General features: G+C 68.3%; 15 protein-coding genes. 7 read left to right on the top strand and 8 right to left on the bottom strand.

Translation table 11 applies throughout. The annotated features are described in order from the left end of the window. Positions 1-195: 195 nt before the first annotated feature. Entirely contained in the window at positions 196-1,464 is a 1,269-nt protein-coding gene (locus H5J31_RS26515; protein WP_181775363.1) for an HNH endonuclease signature motif containing protein, read from the top strand. Between the two features lie 252 nt (positions 1,465-1,716). On the opposite strand, the gene dctA is transcribed toward H5J31_RS26515, so the two are convergent. Next, the gene (gene dctA / locus H5J31_RS26510; protein ID WP_181775362.1) at positions 1,717-3,015 is read right to left on the bottom strand and encodes a C4-dicarboxylate transporter DctA; all 1,299 of its coding nucleotides are present in this window, start codon (positions 3,013-3,015) and stop codon (positions 1,717-1,719) included. Positions 3,016-3,053: 38 nt separating this feature from the next. After that, positions 3,054-3,299: a hypothetical protein gene (locus tag H5J31_RS26505; RefSeq protein ID WP_101609689.1), complete on the bottom strand. Its 246-nt coding sequence runs from the start codon at positions 3,297-3,299 to the stop codon at positions 3,054-3,056. 370 nt (positions 3,300-3,669) lie between these two features. Between H5J31_RS26505 and H5J31_RS26500 the strand changes: the two genes are divergently transcribed. Beyond that, positions 3,670-4,011, top strand: a complete 342-nt coding sequence (locus H5J31_RS26500; protein WP_181775361.1) for a hypothetical protein — start codon at positions 3,670-3,672, stop codon at positions 4,009-4,011. A 65-nt stretch (positions 4,012-4,076) separates the two neighbouring features. On the opposite strand, the gene H5J31_RS26495 is transcribed toward H5J31_RS26500, so the two are convergent. Together H5J31_RS26495 and aceB are read right to left on the bottom strand one after the other, a co-directional pair. Beyond that, on the bottom strand, positions 4,077-5,273 hold the full coding sequence (locus H5J31_RS26495) for a DUF6986 family protein (RefSeq protein WP_181775360.1): 1,197 nt from the start codon (positions 5,271-5,273) through the stop codon (positions 4,077-4,079). 4 nt (positions 5,274-5,277) lie between these two features. Then, positions 5,278-6,864, bottom strand: coding sequence for a malate synthase A (gene aceB, locus H5J31_RS26490; RefSeq protein WP_181775359.1), 1,587 nt, complete (start codon positions 6,862-6,864; stop codon positions 5,278-5,280). A 132-nt stretch (positions 6,865-6,996) separates the two neighbouring features. On the opposite strand from aceB, the gene H5J31_RS26485 reads away from it, so the two are divergent. Beyond that, positions 6,997-7,773 (top strand): IclR family transcriptional regulator, encoded by a 777-nt coding sequence (locus H5J31_RS26485; protein ID WP_181775358.1) that lies wholly within the window; start codon positions 6,997-6,999, stop codon positions 7,771-7,773. On the opposite strand, the gene H5J31_RS26480 is transcribed toward H5J31_RS26485, so the two are convergent. Continuing rightward, positions 7,763-8,494, bottom strand: coding sequence for a TetR/AcrR family transcriptional regulator (locus H5J31_RS26480; RefSeq protein ID WP_181775357.1), 732 nt, complete (start codon positions 8,492-8,494; stop codon positions 7,763-7,765). The two genes, H5J31_RS26485 and H5J31_RS26480, sit on opposite strands and share 11 nt — an antisense overlap. A 108-nt stretch (positions 8,495-8,602) precedes the next feature. On the opposite strand from H5J31_RS26480, the gene H5J31_RS26475 reads away from it, so the two are divergent. Continuing rightward, a complete protein-coding gene (locus H5J31_RS26475) occupies positions 8,603-10,102 on the top strand; it encodes an MFS transporter (RefSeq protein WP_181775356.1) in 1,500 nt (499 codons plus the stop codon). 65 nt (positions 10,103-10,167) lie between these two features. On the opposite strand, the gene ftsY is transcribed toward H5J31_RS26475, so the two are convergent. Then, positions 10,168-11,490 (bottom strand): signal recognition particle-docking protein FtsY, encoded by a 1,323-nt coding sequence (ftsY, locus tag H5J31_RS26470; RefSeq protein WP_181775355.1) that lies wholly within the window; start codon positions 11,488-11,490, stop codon positions 10,168-10,170. A gap of 153 nt (positions 11,491-11,643) precedes the next feature. Here ftsY and H5J31_RS26465 point away from each other — a divergent pair, with 153 nt between their 5' ends. From H5J31_RS26465 to H5J31_RS26455, 3 genes are all read left to right on the top strand, one after another. Beyond that, the gene (locus tag H5J31_RS26465) at positions 11,644-12,852 is read left to right on the top strand and encodes an anhydro-N-acetylmuramic acid kinase (protein ID WP_181775354.1); all 1,209 of its coding nucleotides are present in this window, start codon (positions 11,644-11,646) and stop codon (positions 12,850-12,852) included. Positions 12,853-12,861: 9 nt separating this feature from the next. Then, positions 12,862-14,442: a sodium:solute symporter gene (locus H5J31_RS26460; RefSeq protein WP_181775353.1), complete on the top strand. Its 1,581-nt coding sequence runs from the start codon at positions 12,862-12,864 to the stop codon at positions 14,440-14,442. Positions 14,443-14,533: 91 nt separating this feature from the next. Then, positions 14,534-15,037, top strand: coding sequence for a DUF3455 domain-containing protein (locus tag H5J31_RS26455; protein ID WP_181775352.1), 504 nt, complete (start codon positions 14,534-14,536; stop codon positions 15,035-15,037). Between the two features lie 4 nt (positions 15,038-15,041). Here H5J31_RS26455 and smc read toward each other — a convergent pair whose 3' ends face one another. Both smc and H5J31_RS26445 read right to left on the bottom strand, forming a co-directional pair. Continuing rightward, positions 15,042-18,641, bottom strand: a complete 3,600-nt coding sequence (gene smc / locus H5J31_RS26450; protein WP_181775351.1) for a chromosome segregation protein SMC — start codon at positions 18,639-18,641, stop codon at positions 15,042-15,044. Between the two features lie 100 nt (positions 18,642-18,741). Further along, a complete protein-coding gene (locus H5J31_RS26445; protein ID WP_181775350.1) occupies positions 18,742-19,029 on the bottom strand; it encodes an acylphosphatase in 288 nt (95 codons plus the stop codon). Positions 19,030-19,329 lie beyond the last annotated feature (300 nt).

Genomic DNA, 19,329 nt, shown 5'->3' with positions numbered 1-19,329 from the left:
TGCGTAGCGTTTCCTTGCGAAAGGCATCGCTGACCTGGCCGGACCCAGCCTGGCGCATTTAGTCGACTAAATGCGATGCCTTCGTACGGTAGTCGACTCGCGATGACCGGATCACCCTTCAGTGGTATCCGCACCATTTCCCGGTTGCGTAAAATTACGAACACGTGTTCGATTAAGACGTGGTATTCTTGAGGGGTGTCCGAGACCGAGGTTCCCGTTCTTCCTGAGCTGCCGCAGGAGTTGTGGCGTGCCGGGAAGCTGGAGCTTGCCCATGGGGCGCAACACTTCCTGCAAATGATGCGGATCGCCGCCGCCGGACTGGGGCGGTTCTTGGCGGAGATCGAGTCTCGGGGCGCCAAGGATTTGTACGGTTATGGGACTACGGAGGCGTGGTTCGCCGATCTTGCGGGTCTGACCCGTGGTGAGGCGGGGGATGTGGTGAAGCGTGCGGTCGCGTTGAATCCGACGCGTGCGCTTGATGGCACCGAAGTCCCGCCATTCGCTCCCGCCACCGCCGCTGTCGCCGCCGAAGGGCTGGTCGGTGACGAGCGGATCGATCAGATTCTGAGGGCACTGCAGCAGATCCCGGCCGAGACTTCACCCGAGGATCGGGCGTGTGCGGAGAATCAGCTCGCGAATCTTGGCCGTGATGCCGGGCCTTCGGAGATCGCGAAATGTGCGAAGCAGATGCTGGCATGGCTCGACCCCGACGGCAAAGAGCCGAAGGATCCCGAACCTGCCCAGCCGCGCCGTGAACTCACTGTGGAGCGCCGCAAAGACGGCTTCTGGAACCTCAAGGGTCTTCTAGATGACGAGCTGGGCGCCCGCACAGCAGCGTTCATCGAGGCCTACTCCAAACCCCGCCCGGTCGACGAGTTCGGCGAGGCCGATTGGCGTACCAAGCCCGAACGTCAAGGTGACGCGTTCGCGGACCTCCTGGATCTCGCGATCGCCTGCCCGGACCAGCCCGGCACCAACGGCTACCGGACCCTGGTGCACGTCACCATCGGTCTCAAGGAGCTCAAGACCGGGCTTGGGACCGCGTGCCTGGATTTCGTCGGGGAGATGACCGCCCGCGACGCCCGCATGGCCGCCTGCGACTGCCTGATGCTGCCCGTGGTGCTCAACGCGGCCGGTGAGCCTCTCGATGTGGGACGGCTCAGACGGTTCGTCACCCCGGGCCAACGCCGTGCCCTGAACATCCGGGATGGCGGTTGCGCCTTCCCGGGCTGTCACCGGCGGCCGAAAGGCTGTCACGCACACCACATCCACCACTGGGCAGACGGCGGACGGACCGACCTCCGCAACCTCGTCCTACTCTGCAGCTTCCACCACCGCCTGATCCACCACGGCGAATGGGAAGTCCGCATGGCCGCCGACGGGCTACCCGAGTTCATCCCACCCCAATACCGGGACCCGCTCCGACTACCCCGGCGCAACACCCTCCACCGCACCGCAGCCTGACCCCGCACGACCCGAAGAGCCTGTCTGCCGCACCGGCGACGGGCCCTTCGGCATGCCCACCCGACCGCACCATGTCATGTGGGTAACGAGTGGCAGTGACGTTAGAACGCGATGCCCGAGTTCAGGACATCGTGAACACTTGACCGGCCTGTCGTGGTCGGGAGCTGGGCCGATGATGGGCGAGGCGTCCCTGATGTGGCGGTCGGGGCGAAGGCGCGACTCGCGTGCTTAGAGACGGATCTCGCGCACCCCTCACGACACCAGCCCACCACCCGCGGCCGCCGGTTCCCGCTTTTCCAGCACCGCCACCATCTTCTCCCGGTCCAGCTGTTTCTCCGACTTCGCGACCACGAACGTCGCCACGCAGTTCCCCAGCAGGTTCACGAAAACGCGCATCGAGTCCATCAGCCGGTCCGCGCCCAGCAGCAGAGCCACCCCGGCCACCGGGAACGCGCCGATCGCGGCGGCGGTCGCGGACAGGGCGAGGAACGACGAGCCGGGCACGCCGGCCATTCCCTTCGAAGTCAGCATCAGGATCCCGACGGCCAGTAGCTGCTGGCCGAGCGACATGTCGACACCGAACGCCTGCGCCAGGAAGACGGTGCAGATCGAAAGGTAGATCGTCGCGCCGTCGAGGTTGAAGGAGTAGCCGGTCGGTACGACGAGTCCGGTTGCCGCTCGGGAGCAACCGGCGTCGGTCAGTTTCGTCATGATCCGCGGCATCACGGACTCGGTCGAGGCCGTGCCGAGGGCCAGCAGGAATTCCTCGCGGGCGTAGCGAAGGAAGCGCCAGACCGAGACACCCGCGTAGAACCGGGCGATCGCGGCCAGGATCAGGACGAACAGCAGTCCGGCGCCGTAGCAGGCGGCGATGAGTTTCGCGTAGGTCCCGAGCGTCGAGATCCCGTATTGGCCGATGATGAAAGCCATCGCGCCGAACGCACCGAGTGGCGCGACGCGCATGATCCAGCCCATCACCTTGAAGATGATCTGCTGGACCTGATCGACGAACCCGAGTACCAGCGGCGCGCGTTCCCGGCCGATCGCGGCGAGCGCGAGACCGAAGAACACGGCGAACACCAGCACCTGCAGTAGCTGGTTCTCGGCGAAGGCGTTGATGACGCTGTCCGGGATCGTGTGCAGCAGGAAGTCGCCGATCGACGGCAGCTGGCCGCCTGCGGTCTTCTTCTCCACCGCGTTCGGATCGAGCGTCGCGGGATCGATGTCGAGCCCGTCGCCCGGCCGGAACACGTTGGCGATCAGGAGCCCGAACACGAGCGCGAACGTCGTGACGATCTCGAAGTACAGGAGCGCCTTCAGCCCGATCCGGCCAACGGATTTCAGGTCGCCGACGGCGGCGATCCCGGTGACCACGACACAGAAGATCAGCGGCGCGATGATCATTTTGATCAGCCGGATGAAGCCGTCGCCGACCGGTTTCAGGCCGGCGCCGAGGCCCGGCCAGAGGTGTCCGATCAGGACACCGGCGACGACCGCGACCAGCAGTTGCACGAAGAGCGACTTGTACCAGCGCCCACCAGGTTTCGACATGTGCGGAACCTAAGCGGTGAATGTTCCACCGGTGTTACTCAGAGAAAGATCTTCACCAGCTGGTCCTGCCCGTCCGGATCGCGCAGCACGACCTGCTTGCCCGCGCGGAGTTCGGCGTCCACGAACTCGTAGATCAGCAACGCCCGGTTGACCAGGTCGACCTTCTTCAAGCCCGTGCGCTCCTGCAGTTTGCCCAGGGCGTCGACCGCCTCGGCGATCAGCGCGACATTGACGCGATCGACCACCGCGGGACGGCCGGTCGCGGTCTCTTCAACCGATGGCATACCCGCTCCTTTCCCCTGCGGCCCAGAGCGCCGCGCACGTAATCATGGCACAGAAGGTTCTTGTTCACCACATTTTCGACACCGAATCTGTGTGGAATGGGTTGTCGAGGCACTGTGACCGGCGCTACAGTAAGCGCCACGACAGCAACCCTCATGCAGGCCCGTCACCATGCGGCGGGTACCACCACGAAAGCGCGACCACAGCTTTCACGCACGAGGGCTCCCGAAGGGGAGAAGGCGACCGGCCAAGTCGGGGGAGTTGATTGGTCGCCTTCACAGCCGAGCAACGGGCTCGACTGTCCCCAGTGTGGTCCCCAGCTTGACGCGCCGACCCCGGCTCGCCTGACTGGGCAAGAAAGGGGCACAACGCATGGGTGCTGAAATCGAGGGCGTGGACGACACGCCCGACGAAATGATGATGAGCTGGGAAGGAACACCGACCCGGCTCGCGCGCGTCAGGATCGAGACGTCGGAGTTGAAGGCGGAAGCGGCGGTGCCGGCGAGCCAGACACACCGGCTGCTCACCACGATCCTCGACACGCTGGTGGTGTTCGGAGCCGTTCTCGGTCCGGCGCTGACGTTGCAGGTGGTTCCGGCCACCTTCCCGACGTGGGCGACGGCCGGAACGATCGCAGGTCAGCTCGCCATGCTGGCGCTCGTCGCGAGATCCGTCCACCACCGGGAAGAAACCGACCCGCGGCCGGCGAACTGAGTCGGCACGGGCCGAGCAGCGGCTGAGGGAACGCCTGCCACGAGAGACGCTCCCTCAGCCGCTGCTCACACCACGCGTCGTGCGTACTTGTCCAATTCGGACCGCGAGAACGAGAGTTCACCTTCGTCGACGGCGCCACAATCCAGGCCTCGCACCAGGAAACTCGCCAAAGCCTGCGCCGTCGCCGGCTCGTCCAGCACGCCACGATCGGTTTGGTCCGCGTAGTCCCGCAACCGTCCCAGCGCCGCGGGAAGACCTTGACGGAAGAACGCGTACGTCGCGGCGAACCGCGTCGGAAGCTGATGCGGATGCAGATCCCAGCCCTGGTAGAAACCGCGCTCCAGCGAACGCCGGACCAGTCGCAGGTGCTCACGCCAGGCCGGGAGGATCGCGTCACCGACGGGCAGCTTGTTCGTCGAGCCGTCGGAGAGCCGGACACCGGTGCCCGCGGCGGAAACCTGCATGAACTGCTTGGCGAAATCGGCGGCCGGATGCTCCATGCTCTGATACTCGGCGCTGATGCCGAGACCCGCGCTGTAGTCGTAAGTCCCGTAGTGCAAGCCCGAGCACCGGCCGCGTGCGGCTTGGATGATCCGCGGCACGGCCGCCGTACCATCGACGTCCACAATGGACTGGGCGGTCTCGATCTGGACTTCGAACCGCAGCGCGCCCTCGGGCAGGCCGTACGCGGATTCGAGGCGCTCCAGGACATCCGCCGCGACTTCGACCTGCTCGACGGCGGTCACCTTCGGCAGCGTGACGACGAAGCCGTCGGGCAGCGGACCGCTTTCCAGCAGCCCGGCCAAAAAGAGATCCAGCGTGCGGATGCCGCGACGCCGGGTCGCCGCTTCGAAGCTCTTGAACCGGATGCCGACGAACGGCGTGCCGCCCGTGACGGCGAGGGTCCGCCCCGCGGCGAGCGCGGTGGCGTCCTCCTCGTCGTCACCCGGTTTGCCGTAGCCGTCCTCGAAATCGATCCGCAGATCCTCGATCGGCTCGGTCAGCAGTTTGGTGCGGACACGGTCGGCGACGTCCGCGTCCAGCCCGAGTTCGTCGGCGTGCTCGCCGAAGACCCGCAGCGCCTGCTTGCCCCAGTCCGCCACGAGCCGCGTCTTGTACCGCGACGCGGGCACGTACACGGTGTGCACGGGCTGGCGGCCGGGCGGCTCGCCGGGGTACTTGGCCGCGACGCGCGCGTCCGCCTCTGCGAGGCGCGCGTCAGCGGTGGTGTAGACGTCCTCGGTGAGCCGCCCGTTCCCCATCGCTCTACTTGATCCGCTCGTAGGCGGGCAGCGTCAGGAAGTCCGGGAACTCGTCGGCGAGCGCGACCTGCTCGAACAGCTCGACGGCGGGTTCCAGCAGCTCCGGCTTGATCTCGGCGGCCAGTTCGCCGCGGACCTCGGCCAGCACGCCACGCACCAGTTCCTCGGTCACCTTGTCGCCGGTGTCGAGCTGCGTGCCGTTGCGCACCCACTGCCAGACCTGCGAACGCGAGATCTCCGCGGTGGCCGCGTCCTCCATCAGGTTGTGGATCGCCGCCGCGCCGTTGCCGCCCAGCCAGGAGGCGATGTAGCGGATGCCGACGTCGACGGCCGCACGCAGACCGGCGGCGGTCGCGCTCCCCGGAGTCGAGGCCGCGTCGAGCAGCTGGTCCGCGGTCACGGAGACCTCGTCGCGGGTGCGGTCGAGCTGGTTCGGCTTGTCGCCGAGGACCTTGTCGAACTCCTCGCGGCAGATGTCGACCATGCCGGGGTGCGCGACCCAAGAACCGTCGAAACCGTCGCCGGCCTCACGGCTCTTGTCCGCGCGGACCTTGTCGAGCGCGGCCGCGGTGACCTCGGGGTCCTTGCGGTTCGGGATGAACGCGGCCATGCCGCCGATCGCGAACGCGCCGCGCTTGTGGCAGGTGCGCACCAGCAGTTCGGTGTAGGCGCGCATGAACGGCGCGGTCATGGTGACCGAGTTGCGGTCCGGCAGCACGAACTTCTCGCCCGCGTCGCGGAAGTACTTGATGACGCTGAACAGGTAGTCCCAGCGGCCGGCGTTCAGGCCGGAGGCGTGCTCGCGCAGTTCGTAGAGGATCTCCTCCATCTCGAACGCGGCCGGGATGGTCTCGATCAGCACGGTCGCGCGGACGGTGCCGTGCTCGATGCCGAGTGTCTTCTCCGAGTGGGTGAAGACGTCGTTCCAGAGCCGGGCTTCGAGGTGGCTCTCCATCTTCGGCAGGTAGTAGTACGGGCCCTTACCGCGGTTGAGCAGTTCCTGCGCGTTGTGGAAGAAGTGCAGGCCGAAGTCGACCAGCGCGCCGACGGCCTGGCGCCCGCCGAAGGAGAGGCCGCGCTCGTCGAGGTGCCAGCCACGCGGGCGGACGACGATGGTCGCGTGCTCGACGTCGTCCTTCAGCGCGTAGCTCTTGCCGCCGCTCTCCAGCGTGATGTTCTCGCGGATGGCGTCGTACAGGTTGACCTGGCCGGAGACGACGTTCGCCCAGTGCGGCGTGTTGGCGTCCTCGAGGTCGGCGAGCCAGACCTTGGCGCCGGAGTTCAGCGCGTTGATGGTCATCTTGCGGTCGGTCGGACCGGTGATCTCGACGCGGCGATCGCGCAGCGCGGGCGGGGCCTCGGCCACCCGCCAGTCGCCCTCGCGGATCTCCTTGGTCTCGGGCAGGAAGTCGAGTTTGCCGGTGGTCCGGGCCTCTTCGCGGCGCTTGCTCCGGGCCTGCAACAACTCGTCGCGGCGGGAGGCGAAGGCTTCGTGCAGGCCGGCGAGGAAGGCGAGTGCCTCCGGCGTGAGGATCTCGCCTCCACGCTCGACGGGCGCACCGAGCACCTGGGCTGAGATCTGGTCAGACATGTGAAACACCCCGCGTCGGAAAAGATCGGCTATAGACAGTGACATCCTTAATACAAGACGTCCCTACGGTTTTACATGACGGACTATAGTTTCTGCATAGCGGAACATCAACGCCGACGTAAGGAGGGCCACGTGGCGGCGGAGAAGAACGGACGCGACGGCGGCGTCCAGTCCCTGCAACGGGCCTTCGAGCTCCTCGAGCATCTCGCGGACACCGGGGGCGAGGCCAGTCTTTCGGAGCTGGCCACCCTGTCGGGGCTGCCGATGCCGACCATCCATCGCCTGATCAGGACGCTGGTGGATCTGGGGTACGTCCGGCAGAACACCAACCGCCGGTACGCGCTGGGTGCCCGGCTCATCCGGCTGGGCGAGAACGCCAGCATGCAGTTCGGCTCGTGGGCACGGCCACTGCTCGCGGAACTGGTCGACGAGGTCGGCGAGACGGCGAACCTCGCGGTGCTGGAGCGGGACGAGGTCGTCTACGTCGCCCAGGTGCCGTCGAAGCACTCGATGCGGATGTTCACCGAGGTCGGACGGCGTCTCCTGCCGCACGGCACCGGTGTCGGGAAGGCGATGCTCGCGCATCTGCCGTCCGACGACGTCACGGCGCTGCTCTCGCGGACGGGCATGCCTTCGTACACCGAGCACACCTTCACCGACCAGGACGCGCTGCTGCGTGAGCTGGCGAAGATCGCCCAGCAGGGCTACGCGCTCGACGAGGCCGAACAGGAACTCGGCGTCCGCTGCGTGGCCGTCGCGGTCCCGGGCGCGCCGGTGCCGGCCGCGGTTTCGGTGTCCGGACCTTCGGGACGGCTGACGATGGAGGCCGTCGAGCGGATCGCGCCCGCGGTGCAGCGGATCGCGACCTCGCTCGGTTCCACCCTCACGCGTGACGGGGTCACCGTTTGAGCCTGGTCTCCAACCCGTCGAGCATCCTGTCCAGCCCATAGCGGAACTTCTCGTCCCGGAGCAGCTCCGGGTCGGCCTCGACGTCGTCGTGGACGAGGCGTGCCCGCTGGTGCGGATGGTCCCGCGCCGCCTCCTCGACGGCGGGACGCAGTTCCTTCGCCCATTCACGCTCGCTTCGACCGCTTTTCGCGATCGTCGTGAGCCAGGCCGCCTCGCTCGTCCCCATGCCGATGACATAGGAGATGACGGCGCTGATCGCCTGTTCCGCCTCGTCGCCGGGGAATCCCGCGCTCACGAAGACGGCCAGCAGCCGCTCGTTGAGCCGCATGACGTTCGGTCCGAGGTACGACAGGCCGACCGAGCCGAGCAACGAGGCGATCCACGGGTGCCGCAGGATCATCGCCCGCACGCTCTGCGCACCGACAATGGCGCCTTCGCGCCACCGTGCCGGGTCGTCGCCGTCCGGCACGGTGATCTCGCCGTAGACCTCGTCGACGACCAGCTCGATCAGCTCGTCACGGTTGGCCACGTGCCGGTAGAGCGACGTCGCGCCCGCGTTCAGCGCGGTCCCCAGCCTGCGCATGCTCAGCGCGTCGACGCCTTCGACGTCCAAGAGCCGGACGGCCTCGGCGACGATCTGCGCCTGACTCAACGCGGGCTGGTCACGCTTCCGGCGGGGACGGGTCCACACCGACTGGATCGGCTGCTCCTCGACTGACATGCCCTCATTTTAGCGCACGACGTGCCCCCTTGCGCACGCTGCGAGCTTCTGCGTACAGTGTGCGCAACAGCGGAACAATGTACGCAACTACTTCTCCGGGGGTATCCGATGAACTCGACACAAGGGCGCGACCCGCGCCGCTGGTGGATTCTGATCGTCCTTTGCCTGAGCACGCTCGTGCTGGTCGTGGACAACATGGTGCTGACGGTCGCCGTGCCGCCGCTGGCCGAAGACCTCGGGGCGAGCGCCCAGGACACGCAGTGGGTGCTGGACTCCTACATCCTGGTGTTCGCCGGCCTGCTGCTCACTTCGGGAAGCCTCGGCGACCGCTTCGGGCGCCGGAAGGTGATGATCATCGGACTCGCCCTGTTCGGGGTGGCGTCACTGGTGGCCGCGTTCGCCGCGAACCCGCTCGAACTGATCCTGGCCCGCGCGGTGATGGGCGTCGGCGGCGCCCTGATCATGCCGAGCACCCTGTCGATCCTGATCACCGTCTTCGACGACGAAGAGCGCCGCAAGGCGATGGCGGCGTGGAGCGCGGTCGCGATGCTCGGCATGATCGGCGGCCCGGTGCTGGGCGGCGTGCTGATCGCCTGGTTCTGGTGGGGCGCGGTGTTCCTGATCAACGTGCCGATCGTCGTCGTCGCGGTGATCGCGGCGCTCACGCTGATGCCTGAGTCCCGGGGCCCCTGGCAGAAGCCGGACCCGCTCGGCGCGATCCTTTCCGCCACCGGCATGACCGCACTGGTCTGGACGATCATCGAACTGCCCAAGCACGGCATCACCGAGGCGGGGACGCTGATCCCCCTGACGATCGCCGTTGTGAGCCTGGCCGGTTTCGTGTCCTGGGAGCGGCACACGCCGTCGCCGATGGTCCCGCTGAAGCTGTTCCGCAAGCGCAACTTCAGCGGCGGCAGCCTGTCGCTCACGCTGGTGCAGGTCGGCAACGGCGGTCTGCTGCTGCTCCTGACCCAGTACCTGCAGTTCGTCCTCGGCTACACGCCGACCCAGGCAGGTCTGGCGTTCATCCCGATGGCGATCGCTTCGCTGCTCTGCAACACACTCGGCGCCACGCTGGGCCAGAAGATCGGCAACCGCACGCTGGCCACGTTCGGCATGGCGGTGATGGCGGCCGGATTCGGGATGCTCGCGACACTGTCGACGAACGAAGGCTTCCTCCTGCCCGCGATCGCGCTGTTCCTGCTCGGCGCCGGCGGCGGGCTGGCGATGCCGGCGGCGATCGCGGCGCTGATGGGCGAGGTCCCCGAGGAGCAGGCCGGCGTCGGCTCGGCGCTCAACGACACCATCCAGCAGCTGGGCGCCGCGCTCGGCATCGCGATCCTGGGCAGCGTCGTCTCCACCCTGTTCACCTCGCAGATGCCCGAATCCGCCCCGGCGCAGGCACGGCTCTCGATCGGCGACGCCTTCGCCACCGGTGACGGGGGCCTGATCACCGCGGCCCGCGAGTCGTTCACCTCGGCGATGTCGACGACGTTCCTGGTGAGCGCGGTGGGCGTGCTGGCCGCGGCGGTGGTCGCCTTCCTGGTGATGCGGGACAAGAAGACCGCTCCGGTCGCGACCGACGAGAACGTCCCTGTCACGGTCTGACCGCGTGCAATGAACGGCCCGTTACTTGCAAATTTTGCAAGTAACGGGCCATTCATTGCACGTGACTAGTTGCTGAGCAGAGCCTCCACGAAGGCGCCCGGCTCGAACGGGGCCAGGTCGTCCGGTCCCTCGCCGAGGCCGACCAGCTTGACCGGCACGCCGAGTTCGCGCTGCACCTGGAAGACGATGCCGCCCTTCGCGGTGCCGTCCAGCTTCGTCAGGACGATGCCGGTGACGTCGATGACCTCCGAGAACACGCGGGCCTGCATGAGCCCGTTCTGTCCGGTGGTGGCGTCGAGGACCAGCAGCACCTCGTCGACCTTCGCCTGCTTCTCGACGACTCGCTTGACCTTGCCGAGCTCGTCCATCAGGCCGGTCTTGGTGTGCAGTCGGCCGGCGGTGTCGACCAGGACCGCGTCCACGCCCGCCTCGGTGCCGCGTTTGACGGCGTCGAACGCGACGGCCGCCGGGTCCGCGCCTTCCTTGCCGCGTACGACCTCCGCGCCCACGCGCTCGGCCCAGGTCTGCAGCTGGTCGGCGGCGGCGGCGCGGAAGGTGTCGGCCGCGCCGAGGATGACGGTGCTCCCCTGCGCGACGAGCACGCGGGCGAGTTTGCCGGTGGTGGTGGTCTTGCCGGTGCCGTTGACCCCGGCGACCAGCACGACGGCGGGCTGCTTCACGCCGTCGACGATGTGCGGCAGCGCGCGAACGGAGCGGACCGCGTCGGTCGACAGGGCGGCCGTGAGCACTTCCTGCAGAACCGCGCGCGCCTCCTCGGACGTCCGCACGGCACGGCGCTTCAGCTCGTCACGCAGGCGCTCGACGATCTCGGTGGTCGTCGCGGCGCCCAGATCCGCCATGAGCAGCGTGTCTTCGACGTCCTGCCAGGAGTCTTCGTCCAGGTCGCCCGCGCCCAGCAGACCGAGCAGGCTCTGCCCGAACACCGAACGCGACTTGCCGAGCCTGCCGCGCAGCCGCTCCAGCCGTCCGGCCGCCGGCTCGATGTCCTCAGCGGGGGCCGGTGCGGGCTCTTCGGTGACTTCGGCAGGCTCGGGAAGTTCGACGTCGCGCACGGTGCGCTGCGCGGAATCCCGCGGGACCGCCGCGTCGTCCCCGACCGCGGGCTGGCCGTCGACCTCGGGCCGGTCCTCGACCGGATGCTCGGGCTCTTCGGCTTCTTCGGTCTTCTCACCGCCCGGAGCGAGCGCGATCCCGCCGGTCGCGGTGTAGCCGCCACCCTTCGGCTTCGCGCGCTCGACGGCCTCGGCAGCCTTGGACTCGTCCAGGCTGATCCGGCGGCGGCGCGCGATGAGCAGCCCGGCCACCAATACGGCGACCAGGACCACGACGGCAACGACAACGATCCAGAACCAGGGGGTGCTCGACACGGCGTCATCTTCGCATCCGCACCCGGCCCGGCTCCGCCGCCCCACAGGGAGGAAGCGGATCCTGTCAAGTACCCACTGGATAAGACTCATTTCGGACAAGAAGAAACGTGTCCGCTTGCGCAGCCTCGGGAAAGAGGGCTAGACCACTGAAGAATGACGGTTTCTTCCGGCACTGGGGTCCGGGTGATCGGACTCATCTCCGGCACATCGATCGACGGGATCGACGTGGCGGCCGCCGAACTGCGCGCCCACGGCGACACCGTGGAACTCGTCCCGCTCGGCCGGCTCGAAGTCCCTTATCCCGAAGCGCTCCGGCAAGACCTGCTCGACGCGCTGCCGCCGAACCCCTGCAGCGCCGAACAACTCACGAAACTCGACACCCTGGTGGGCCAGACCTTCGCCGAGGCGGCCGCGCGCGGCGTCGACGAACTGGCCGGTGGCAAGGCCGACGTCGTCGCCTCACTGGGCCAGACGGTGTTCCACTGGGTCGAAGACGGCGCCGCTCGCGGCACGCTGCAACTGGGGAATCCGGCGTGGATCGCCGAACGCACCGGCCTGCCGGTGGTGGCCGACCTGCGTGTGCGCGACGTCGCGGCGGGCGGGCACGGCGCGCCGCTGGCCAGCACGCTGGACGCGTTGTGGCTGCGGGACATGACGGCGTTCGGCCCGGTCGCCGCGGTGAACATCGGCGGTATCGCGAACATCACCGTGGTCCCCGCCGACGGCGAAGTCCTGGCTTACGACACCGGGCCCGGCAACGCCCTGATGGACATCGCCGCGCACCGCGCCACCGGACAGCGCGCCGACATCGACGGAGCGCTCGCCATCCGCGGGAACGTCCGGCCCGATCTGCTGGCGAAACTCCTGCTCGACCCGTATTACCCGGCCGCGCCGCCGAAGTCGACGGGCAAGGAACTGTTCCACGCCGGCTACCTCGACGCCGCGCTCGGCGGCCTTCCGCCGATCTCGGACGAGGATCTCTTGGCGACGCTGACCGAACTCACCGCGGTGACGATCGCCGCGGAGTGCCGTCGCCACGGCATCGCCACGCTGATCGTCTCCGGCGGCGGCGCCGACAATCCGGCGCTGATGGCCTCGCTCGCCAAGAACCTGCCCGGTACGGCGCTGAAGACCAGCGACGACCACGGGCTGCCACGCGCGGGCAAAGAGGCATATCTGACCATTCTGCTCGGCTGGCTGACCTGGTCCGGCGTCCCGGGGAACCTCCCGTCGGCGACCGGTGCGCGGGGCGACCGGCTGCTCGGCAGCATCACCCCCGGCGCGGGTCCCCTGCGGCTTCCCGCCCCCCATGCCTCAACCGTGACCCGGTTACGGGTAGCGGCGACGACCGGCGAGCGATAGGAGATATGGATGCGCGCACTTGACCTCGCGATCATCGGGCTTTTTCTGGTCGGTATGCCCTTGCTGGGCGTCTGGATCGGCGGCAAGCAGAAATCCGGCTCCGACTACTTCGTCGGTGAAGGCAAGATCTCCTGGTGGGTGGCCTGCCTCTCGGTGGTCTCCGCGGAGACGTCCACCCTCACCGTGCTTTCCGTGCCGACGGTGGCCTACATCGCCACCCCGGGCGAAGGCGGGATGACGTACCTCGCGCTGGCGATCGGGTACATCGCCGGCCGGATCGTCGTGTCGATGGTGCTGTTGCCGCGCTATGTCGCCGGCAACCTGGTCACCGCGTACGCCTTCCTGGGCAAACGATTCGGCAGCGGACTGCAGGGCACCGCGTCGGTGACGTTCCTGCTCACCCGCACCCTGGCCGACGGCATCCGGCTGTTCGCCACCGCGATCCCGATCAAGGTGGTGATGGCGGCCTACGGCCTGAACGTCTCGTACTGGACCATCGTCGTCGGGCTCGGCATCGCGATGGTGCTCTACAGCTTCTTCGGCGGGGTCCGCGCGGTCGTCTGGGTCGACGCGATCCAGATGCTCTGGTACATCCTCGGCGCGATCGTGGTGATCTGGGCGATCTCCGGCAGGCTGCCGGACGGCTGGTTCGGCAAGGCCGTCGACGCCAACAAGTTCCAGATCTTCGACTTCTCCTCGAACATGCTCACCGGGCAGTACGCGTTCTTCACCGCCGTCATCGGTGGCGCGGTGCTCTCGATGGCGTCGCACGGCTCGGACCAGCTGATCGTGCAGCGCCTCCAGGCCACCAACGACCTGCGCGCCGCGCGGAAGGCCTTGGTCGCCAGCGGTTTCGTGGTGTTCATCCAGTTCGCGCTGTTCCTGTTCATCGGCGTGCTGCTGTGGGCGCTGTACAACGGCCTGGCGCCGACCAAGCCGAAGCCGGAAGGCCTCGGGCTGGCGAACAAGGACGAACTGTTCGCGAACTTCATCGTGAACGACCTGCCGAGCGGGCTTTCGGGCTTCGTGATCGCCGGGATCCTCGCCGCCGCACTGAGTTCGTCGCTCGGCGCGCTGGCCTCGTCCACGGTGACCGACGTCTACGAACGGGTGATCGGCAGGCAGCTGCCGGAGGCCGACAGGCTGAAGCACGGCCGGATCTGGACGGTCGTCTGGGCGGGTGCGCTGATCCTGTGCGCGGGGTTCTTCGCCTCCTCCAACAAGACCTCGGCCGACCCGATCGTGGTGCAGGCACTCGGCATCACCGGCTACACCTACGGAGCGCTGCTCGGCGCGTTCCTGCTGGGTCTGTTGTTCAAGCGCGCCAAGCAGGCGGACGCGATCGTGGCCTTCGTGACGACGGTGGTCGTGATGGCGTTCGTCATCCTCGGCGTCAAGTTCAACAAACCCGACGGCACCCTGATCGGGATCGACTTCACCAAGGCGTCCGGGAACACGGTGGCGCTGGCGTGGCCCTGGTACACGCTGTGCGGCGTGGTGATCACGCTCGTCGTCGGTGGGCTGTTGTCACTCCGGCACAGCAGCGCGGACCCGCTCGCCGAGGACGTGAAGGAATCTTCATCAGTGTGACCTGGGTCACTTTTCTGAACGTTCTCTCCCTCTCTTCCGTGTCGGCTGCGGGACCCGCCTGGAGACGGCGGGCGAGGAGAGGGAGAGAACGATGAAGCGAGCAACCGTGTCCATCGCGGTCGGCGCACTGCTACTCGGCGGCGGCGCCACCGCGTATGCGACGACCGACACCGTCGTGCCCGCCGCGATCAAGGTGCCGGACGGCAACCAGCGCGTCGCCACATACCGGGGCGAGGGCGTGCAGATCTACGGCTGCACGAACGGCGCTTGGAGCCTCATCCAGCCCGCCGCGACGCTGAGCCACCGCGGCCGGACGATCGCACTGCACAGCAAGGGTCCGGTGTGGACGTCCACTGTGGACGGCAGCACGGTGGGCGCGGCGGCCGTTCCCGGCGCGTCCAGCCCCCGGCCGGACGCGGTGCCGGAACTGCTGCTGAAGGCGAACCTGAACAGCGGCGACGGGATCTTCGGCAAGATCACCTACGTGCAACGGCTCAAGACCCGCGGTGGGGTCGCCCCGGCGGGCACCTGCGCGGCCGGAGCGCAGACGGCCGTCCAGTACTCGGCCGACTACGCCTTCTGGGCCGCGAAGTAGGCCACTAGGCCGGAACCGGATCCTCTTCGGCGGTCCGGAGCCGCTGTGAGATCACCTTGGTGATGCCGTCGCCCTGCATGGACACGCCGTACAGGGCGTCGGCGATCTCCATGGTCGGCTTCTGGTGGGTGATGATGATCAGCTGCGAAGAATCGCGCAGCTGCTCCAGCAGCCCGATCAGCCGTCGCATGTTGGTGTCGTCGAGCGCGGCCTCGACCTCGTCCATGACGTAGAAGGGCGAAGGCCGGGCGCGGAAGATCGCCACCAGCATGCCGACGGCGACCAGCGACTTCTCGCCACCGGAGAGCAGCGAAAGGCGCTTGACCTTCTTACCCGGCGGGCGCGCTTCGACGTCGACGCCGGTGGAAAGCAGATCGTTGGGCTGGGTGAGCACCATGCGGCCCTCGCCGCCTGGGAACAGCACGCTGAACACGGTCTCGAACTCGCGCGCGACGTCCTCGTACGCGGACGCGAAGACCTCGAGGATCTTTTCGTCGACCTGCTTGATGACGGCTTCGAGGTCCTTGCGGGTGTCCTTGAGGTCTTCGAGCTGGGTCGAGAGGAACTTGTAGCGCTCCTCCAGCGCCGCGAACTCCTCCAACGCCAGCGGGTTGACCTTGCCCAGCAGGCTCAGGTCCTTCTCCGCGCGCTTCGCCCGGCGAGCCTGGGTGTCGCGGTCGTACGGCATGGGCGGCGGCTGGGTGACGTCCTCACCGCGCTCCTTGGCCGCCTCGTACTCGGCCATCTCCCCCGCGCTCGGCGGCACCGGGTTCTCCGGGCCGTACTCGGCGACGAGGTCTTCGAGGCCGATACCGAAGTCCTCGGCGATCTTGGTTTCGAGCTGTTCCAGCCGCAGCCGCTGTTCGGCGCGCAGCACCTCGTCGCGGTGGACGGCGTCGGTGAGCTTCTCCAGTTCGCCGGTCAGCTCGCGGACCTTGCTGCGCACCTGCGTCAGCGCGGTCTCACGCGACTGCCGCTGTGCCTGCGCCTGGTCCCGCTCGTGGGCGGCGCGCTGTACGGAAACCTCGATCCGCTCCAGCGCGATCTCACCACCGTTGACGACGGCGTTGGCGATCTCGGCACCGCGTTTCCTTGCCGCACGGGCCTTTTCGGCGCGTTCGCGGGACTGCCGCTCGGCGTACGCGGCCCGGCGCAGCGATTCGGCCTTGCCCTGGATGCTCCGCGCACGCTCCTCGGCGGTGCGCAGCGCGAGCCGGGACTCCATCTCCTCCTGGCGAACGGTGCCGAGGTCTTCGGCGGCCTGGTCGCGTTCGGCGGTGTCCGGATCCTCGTCGACCTCCTGGTCGGCGACCGCGGACAGCCGTTCTTCGAGTTCGGCGAGCTGCTCCAGCGCCTGTTCACGACTCTGCTCGACCTTGGCGCGCTGGTTGCTCAGCCGCTCCATCTCGGCCTGCGCGGCACGCGCGGCCTGCTGCATCCGGTTCAGCCGTTCGGAAGACCGGGCCTTGCGGACCTTCGCGTCGCCGAGCGCTTCCTTGGCCTGGCCGACTTCTTCGCGGCGGGCCTGCTGCTCGGCGCGGGCGCCTTCGAGTTCCGCGGCGGCGCGTTCGAGCGCGCGCTCGGCGGTGCGCAGCCGGTCGCCGGCCTCGTCGACGGCGGCCTGCACCTCGATGACGCTCTCGCTGCGGGACGAACCGCCGACGGCCCAGCGGGCACCGAAGACGTCGCCCTCGCGCGTGACCGTGCTGACCTCGGGGTACACCTCGACGAGCCGGCGCGCGGATTCCAGACCGTCCACAATGGCCACCCGGTCGAGCGCGTGCTCGACCGCGGACCGCAGCGCGGACGGCGCCGAAACCACTTCACGCGCCCAGCGCGCACCCTCGGGCAGCGAGGGCCAGGCACTGGTGTCCACAACGGACTCCAGCCCACCGAGCAGGATGCCCGCACGGCCGGAGTCGTTGTCCTTCAAGAACTTCAGCGCGGCGAGCGCGTCGGCGCCGCCAGTGACCGCGACCGCGTCGGCGACCGGGCCGAGCGCCGCGGCCAGCGCGACCTCGTGGCCGGCCTCGACGGTGAGCAGCGCGGCCACCGAACCGAGCAGCCCGGGCAGCTCGTGCGAAGCGCCGAGCAGCGCGCCCGCGCCGTCCTTGCGGCGCAAGCCCATCGAGAGCGCCTCGACGCGCGCCTTCTCGGACGCGATCTCGCGTTCGGCCGTCCGCTCGGCCTTGACCAGTTCCTCGACCCGCGCCTTGGCGGCGTTGTTGGCCTCCACCGCGCGATCGTGGTGAGCCTGCAGGTCGAAGTCGTCGGATTCCTCGACGCCGCCTTCGGCCTTGGCCTCTTCCAGTTCCTCGACGGCGATCTCCGCGCGCTCGGCGGCCTCTTCGAGCGAGACCGTGAGCCTGTCGATCTCGTCGGAGGTGGCGCCGTTCTTGCTGCGCAATGCCTCGACCTGACCGCTGAGCTTCGCGAGCCCTTCCCGGCGGTCCGCGATCGCGCGGACGGCGGCCATATGCGCGCGCTCGGCGGCCTGGACGAGATGTTCGAGCTGCTCACGCTTCTGGACGGTCTCCGAAAGCACCATCCGCGCCTCGGCGACGGCCTCGTTGAGCTCCTGCTCGCGCTCGGCGACCTGCTCGGCCTCGGCCTCCAGCTCGTCGGGGTCGCGGCCGTTGCTCGCGTGCTGGACGTCCGACGAGAGGTGCCGCTGACGCTCCAGCGCGAGCCGGACCGTGCCGCGCAACCGTTCGGTCAGCGCGGAAAGCTTGTACCAGGTCTCCTGGGCGGCGGCCAGACGCGGCGCGTCCTCGGCCAGCGAGGCTTCGAGCTCGGCCTCCTCGGCGGACACGATCTCCAGCGCCTGCTCGACCTCGGCGCGACGCTGGCGGGCGACCCGCTCGTCGGCCTCTTCCTTGGCGATACCCGAACGCTGGGTGACCAGGTCGTCGGCGAACAGCCGGAGCCGGGCGTCCCGCAGTTCGGACTGCACCCACTGCGCCTTGCGGGCGATCTCGGCCTGTTTGCCCAGCGGCTTGAGCTGGCGGCGCAACTCGGTGGTGAGGTCGCCGAGACGGTCGAGGTTGCCCTGCATGTTCGCAAGCTTGCGCAGGGTCTGTTCCTTGCGCTTGCGGTGTTTGAGGACGCCGGCGGCCTCTTCGATGAAGGCGCGGCGCTCCTCGGGCTTGGATTCGAGGATGGCCGACAGCTGACCCTGCCCGACGATGACGTGCATCTCGCGGCCGATACCGGAGTCCGACAGCAGTTCCTGCACGTCCATCAGGCGGCAGCGGTCGCCGTTGATCTCGTACTCGCTCGCGCCGTCACGGAACATGCGGCGGGTGATCGAGACCTCGGAGTACTCGATCGGCAGCGCGCCGTCGGCGTTGTCGATGGTGAGGGTGACCTCCGCGCGCCCGAGCGGGGCCCGGCCGGCGGTCCCGGCGAAGATGACGTCCTCCATCTTGCCGCCGCGCAGATCCTTGGCGCCCTGAGTGCCCATGACCCAGCGGAGCGCGTCGAGCACGTTCGACTTGCCGGACCCGTTCGGTCCGACCACACAGGTGATGCCCGGCTCGAAACGCAACGTCGTCGCCGAGGCGAAGGACTTGAAGCCCTTGAGCGTCAGGCTCTTCAGGTGCACGTCGTGCTGACCCCTCTGGCTGCGGGAACCGGTCGTTCAATCGGCCCAGGCTACCTGTGCGCCGGCCGCGGGAGTGGGAGGCGGGGGCCTACGAGCCGGATCAGCGTTCCACGAAGCCGGTGATCCCGCCTTTCGCCGGCGACCAGCGCTCGACGACGCGATCCACACTACCGGGTGATTCTCCCGATCGCAGAGCCGTCAAAAGCCGCTCACAGTGGTCACGAACACCCTCCGCTACCACCTCGACACGTCCGTCGGCCAGATTGCCCGCGCTGCCGACAAGTCCCAGCTCAAGCGCCCGGCTGCGGGTCCACCAGCGGAAACCGACACCCTGGACGCGGCCGTGCACCCACGCGGTCAGCCTGATGTGCGTTTCTTCCTCACTCACGACCCCTATCGTGCACCATGCGGATGATTGCGGAGGGTGAACACAACGTTCACTGTCGTTCGCAGACGGTGAGGCGTCGGTGATAATCTCCGCGCCGGGTCCCCACTTAGGCTACCTCGCCCGGGTAGCCGGAAGCGACCAGCGGTCGTTTCGAACTCCCCGAAGTCCCCCATCCGAGGAGCCAGCACATGCCCCGTCCCGACGGGTCTGATTCGAGCGCACGCGTGTCCGTGGCGCCCCCGCGCGGCGCCACCGGCAAGCTCAACCGCGCCGGCTACGCCGTACTCGGCGTGACCGGCC

Origin of the sequence: Amycolatopsis pittospori, from assembly GCF_013870525.1 — a bacterium.
Lineage (GTDB): Bacteria > Actinomycetota > Actinomycetes > Mycobacteriales > Pseudonocardiaceae > Amycolatopsis > Amycolatopsis pittospori.
The sequence above is the reverse complement of the archived record's forward strand: the minus strand, read 5'-3'. Positions and strand labels throughout refer to the sequence as shown.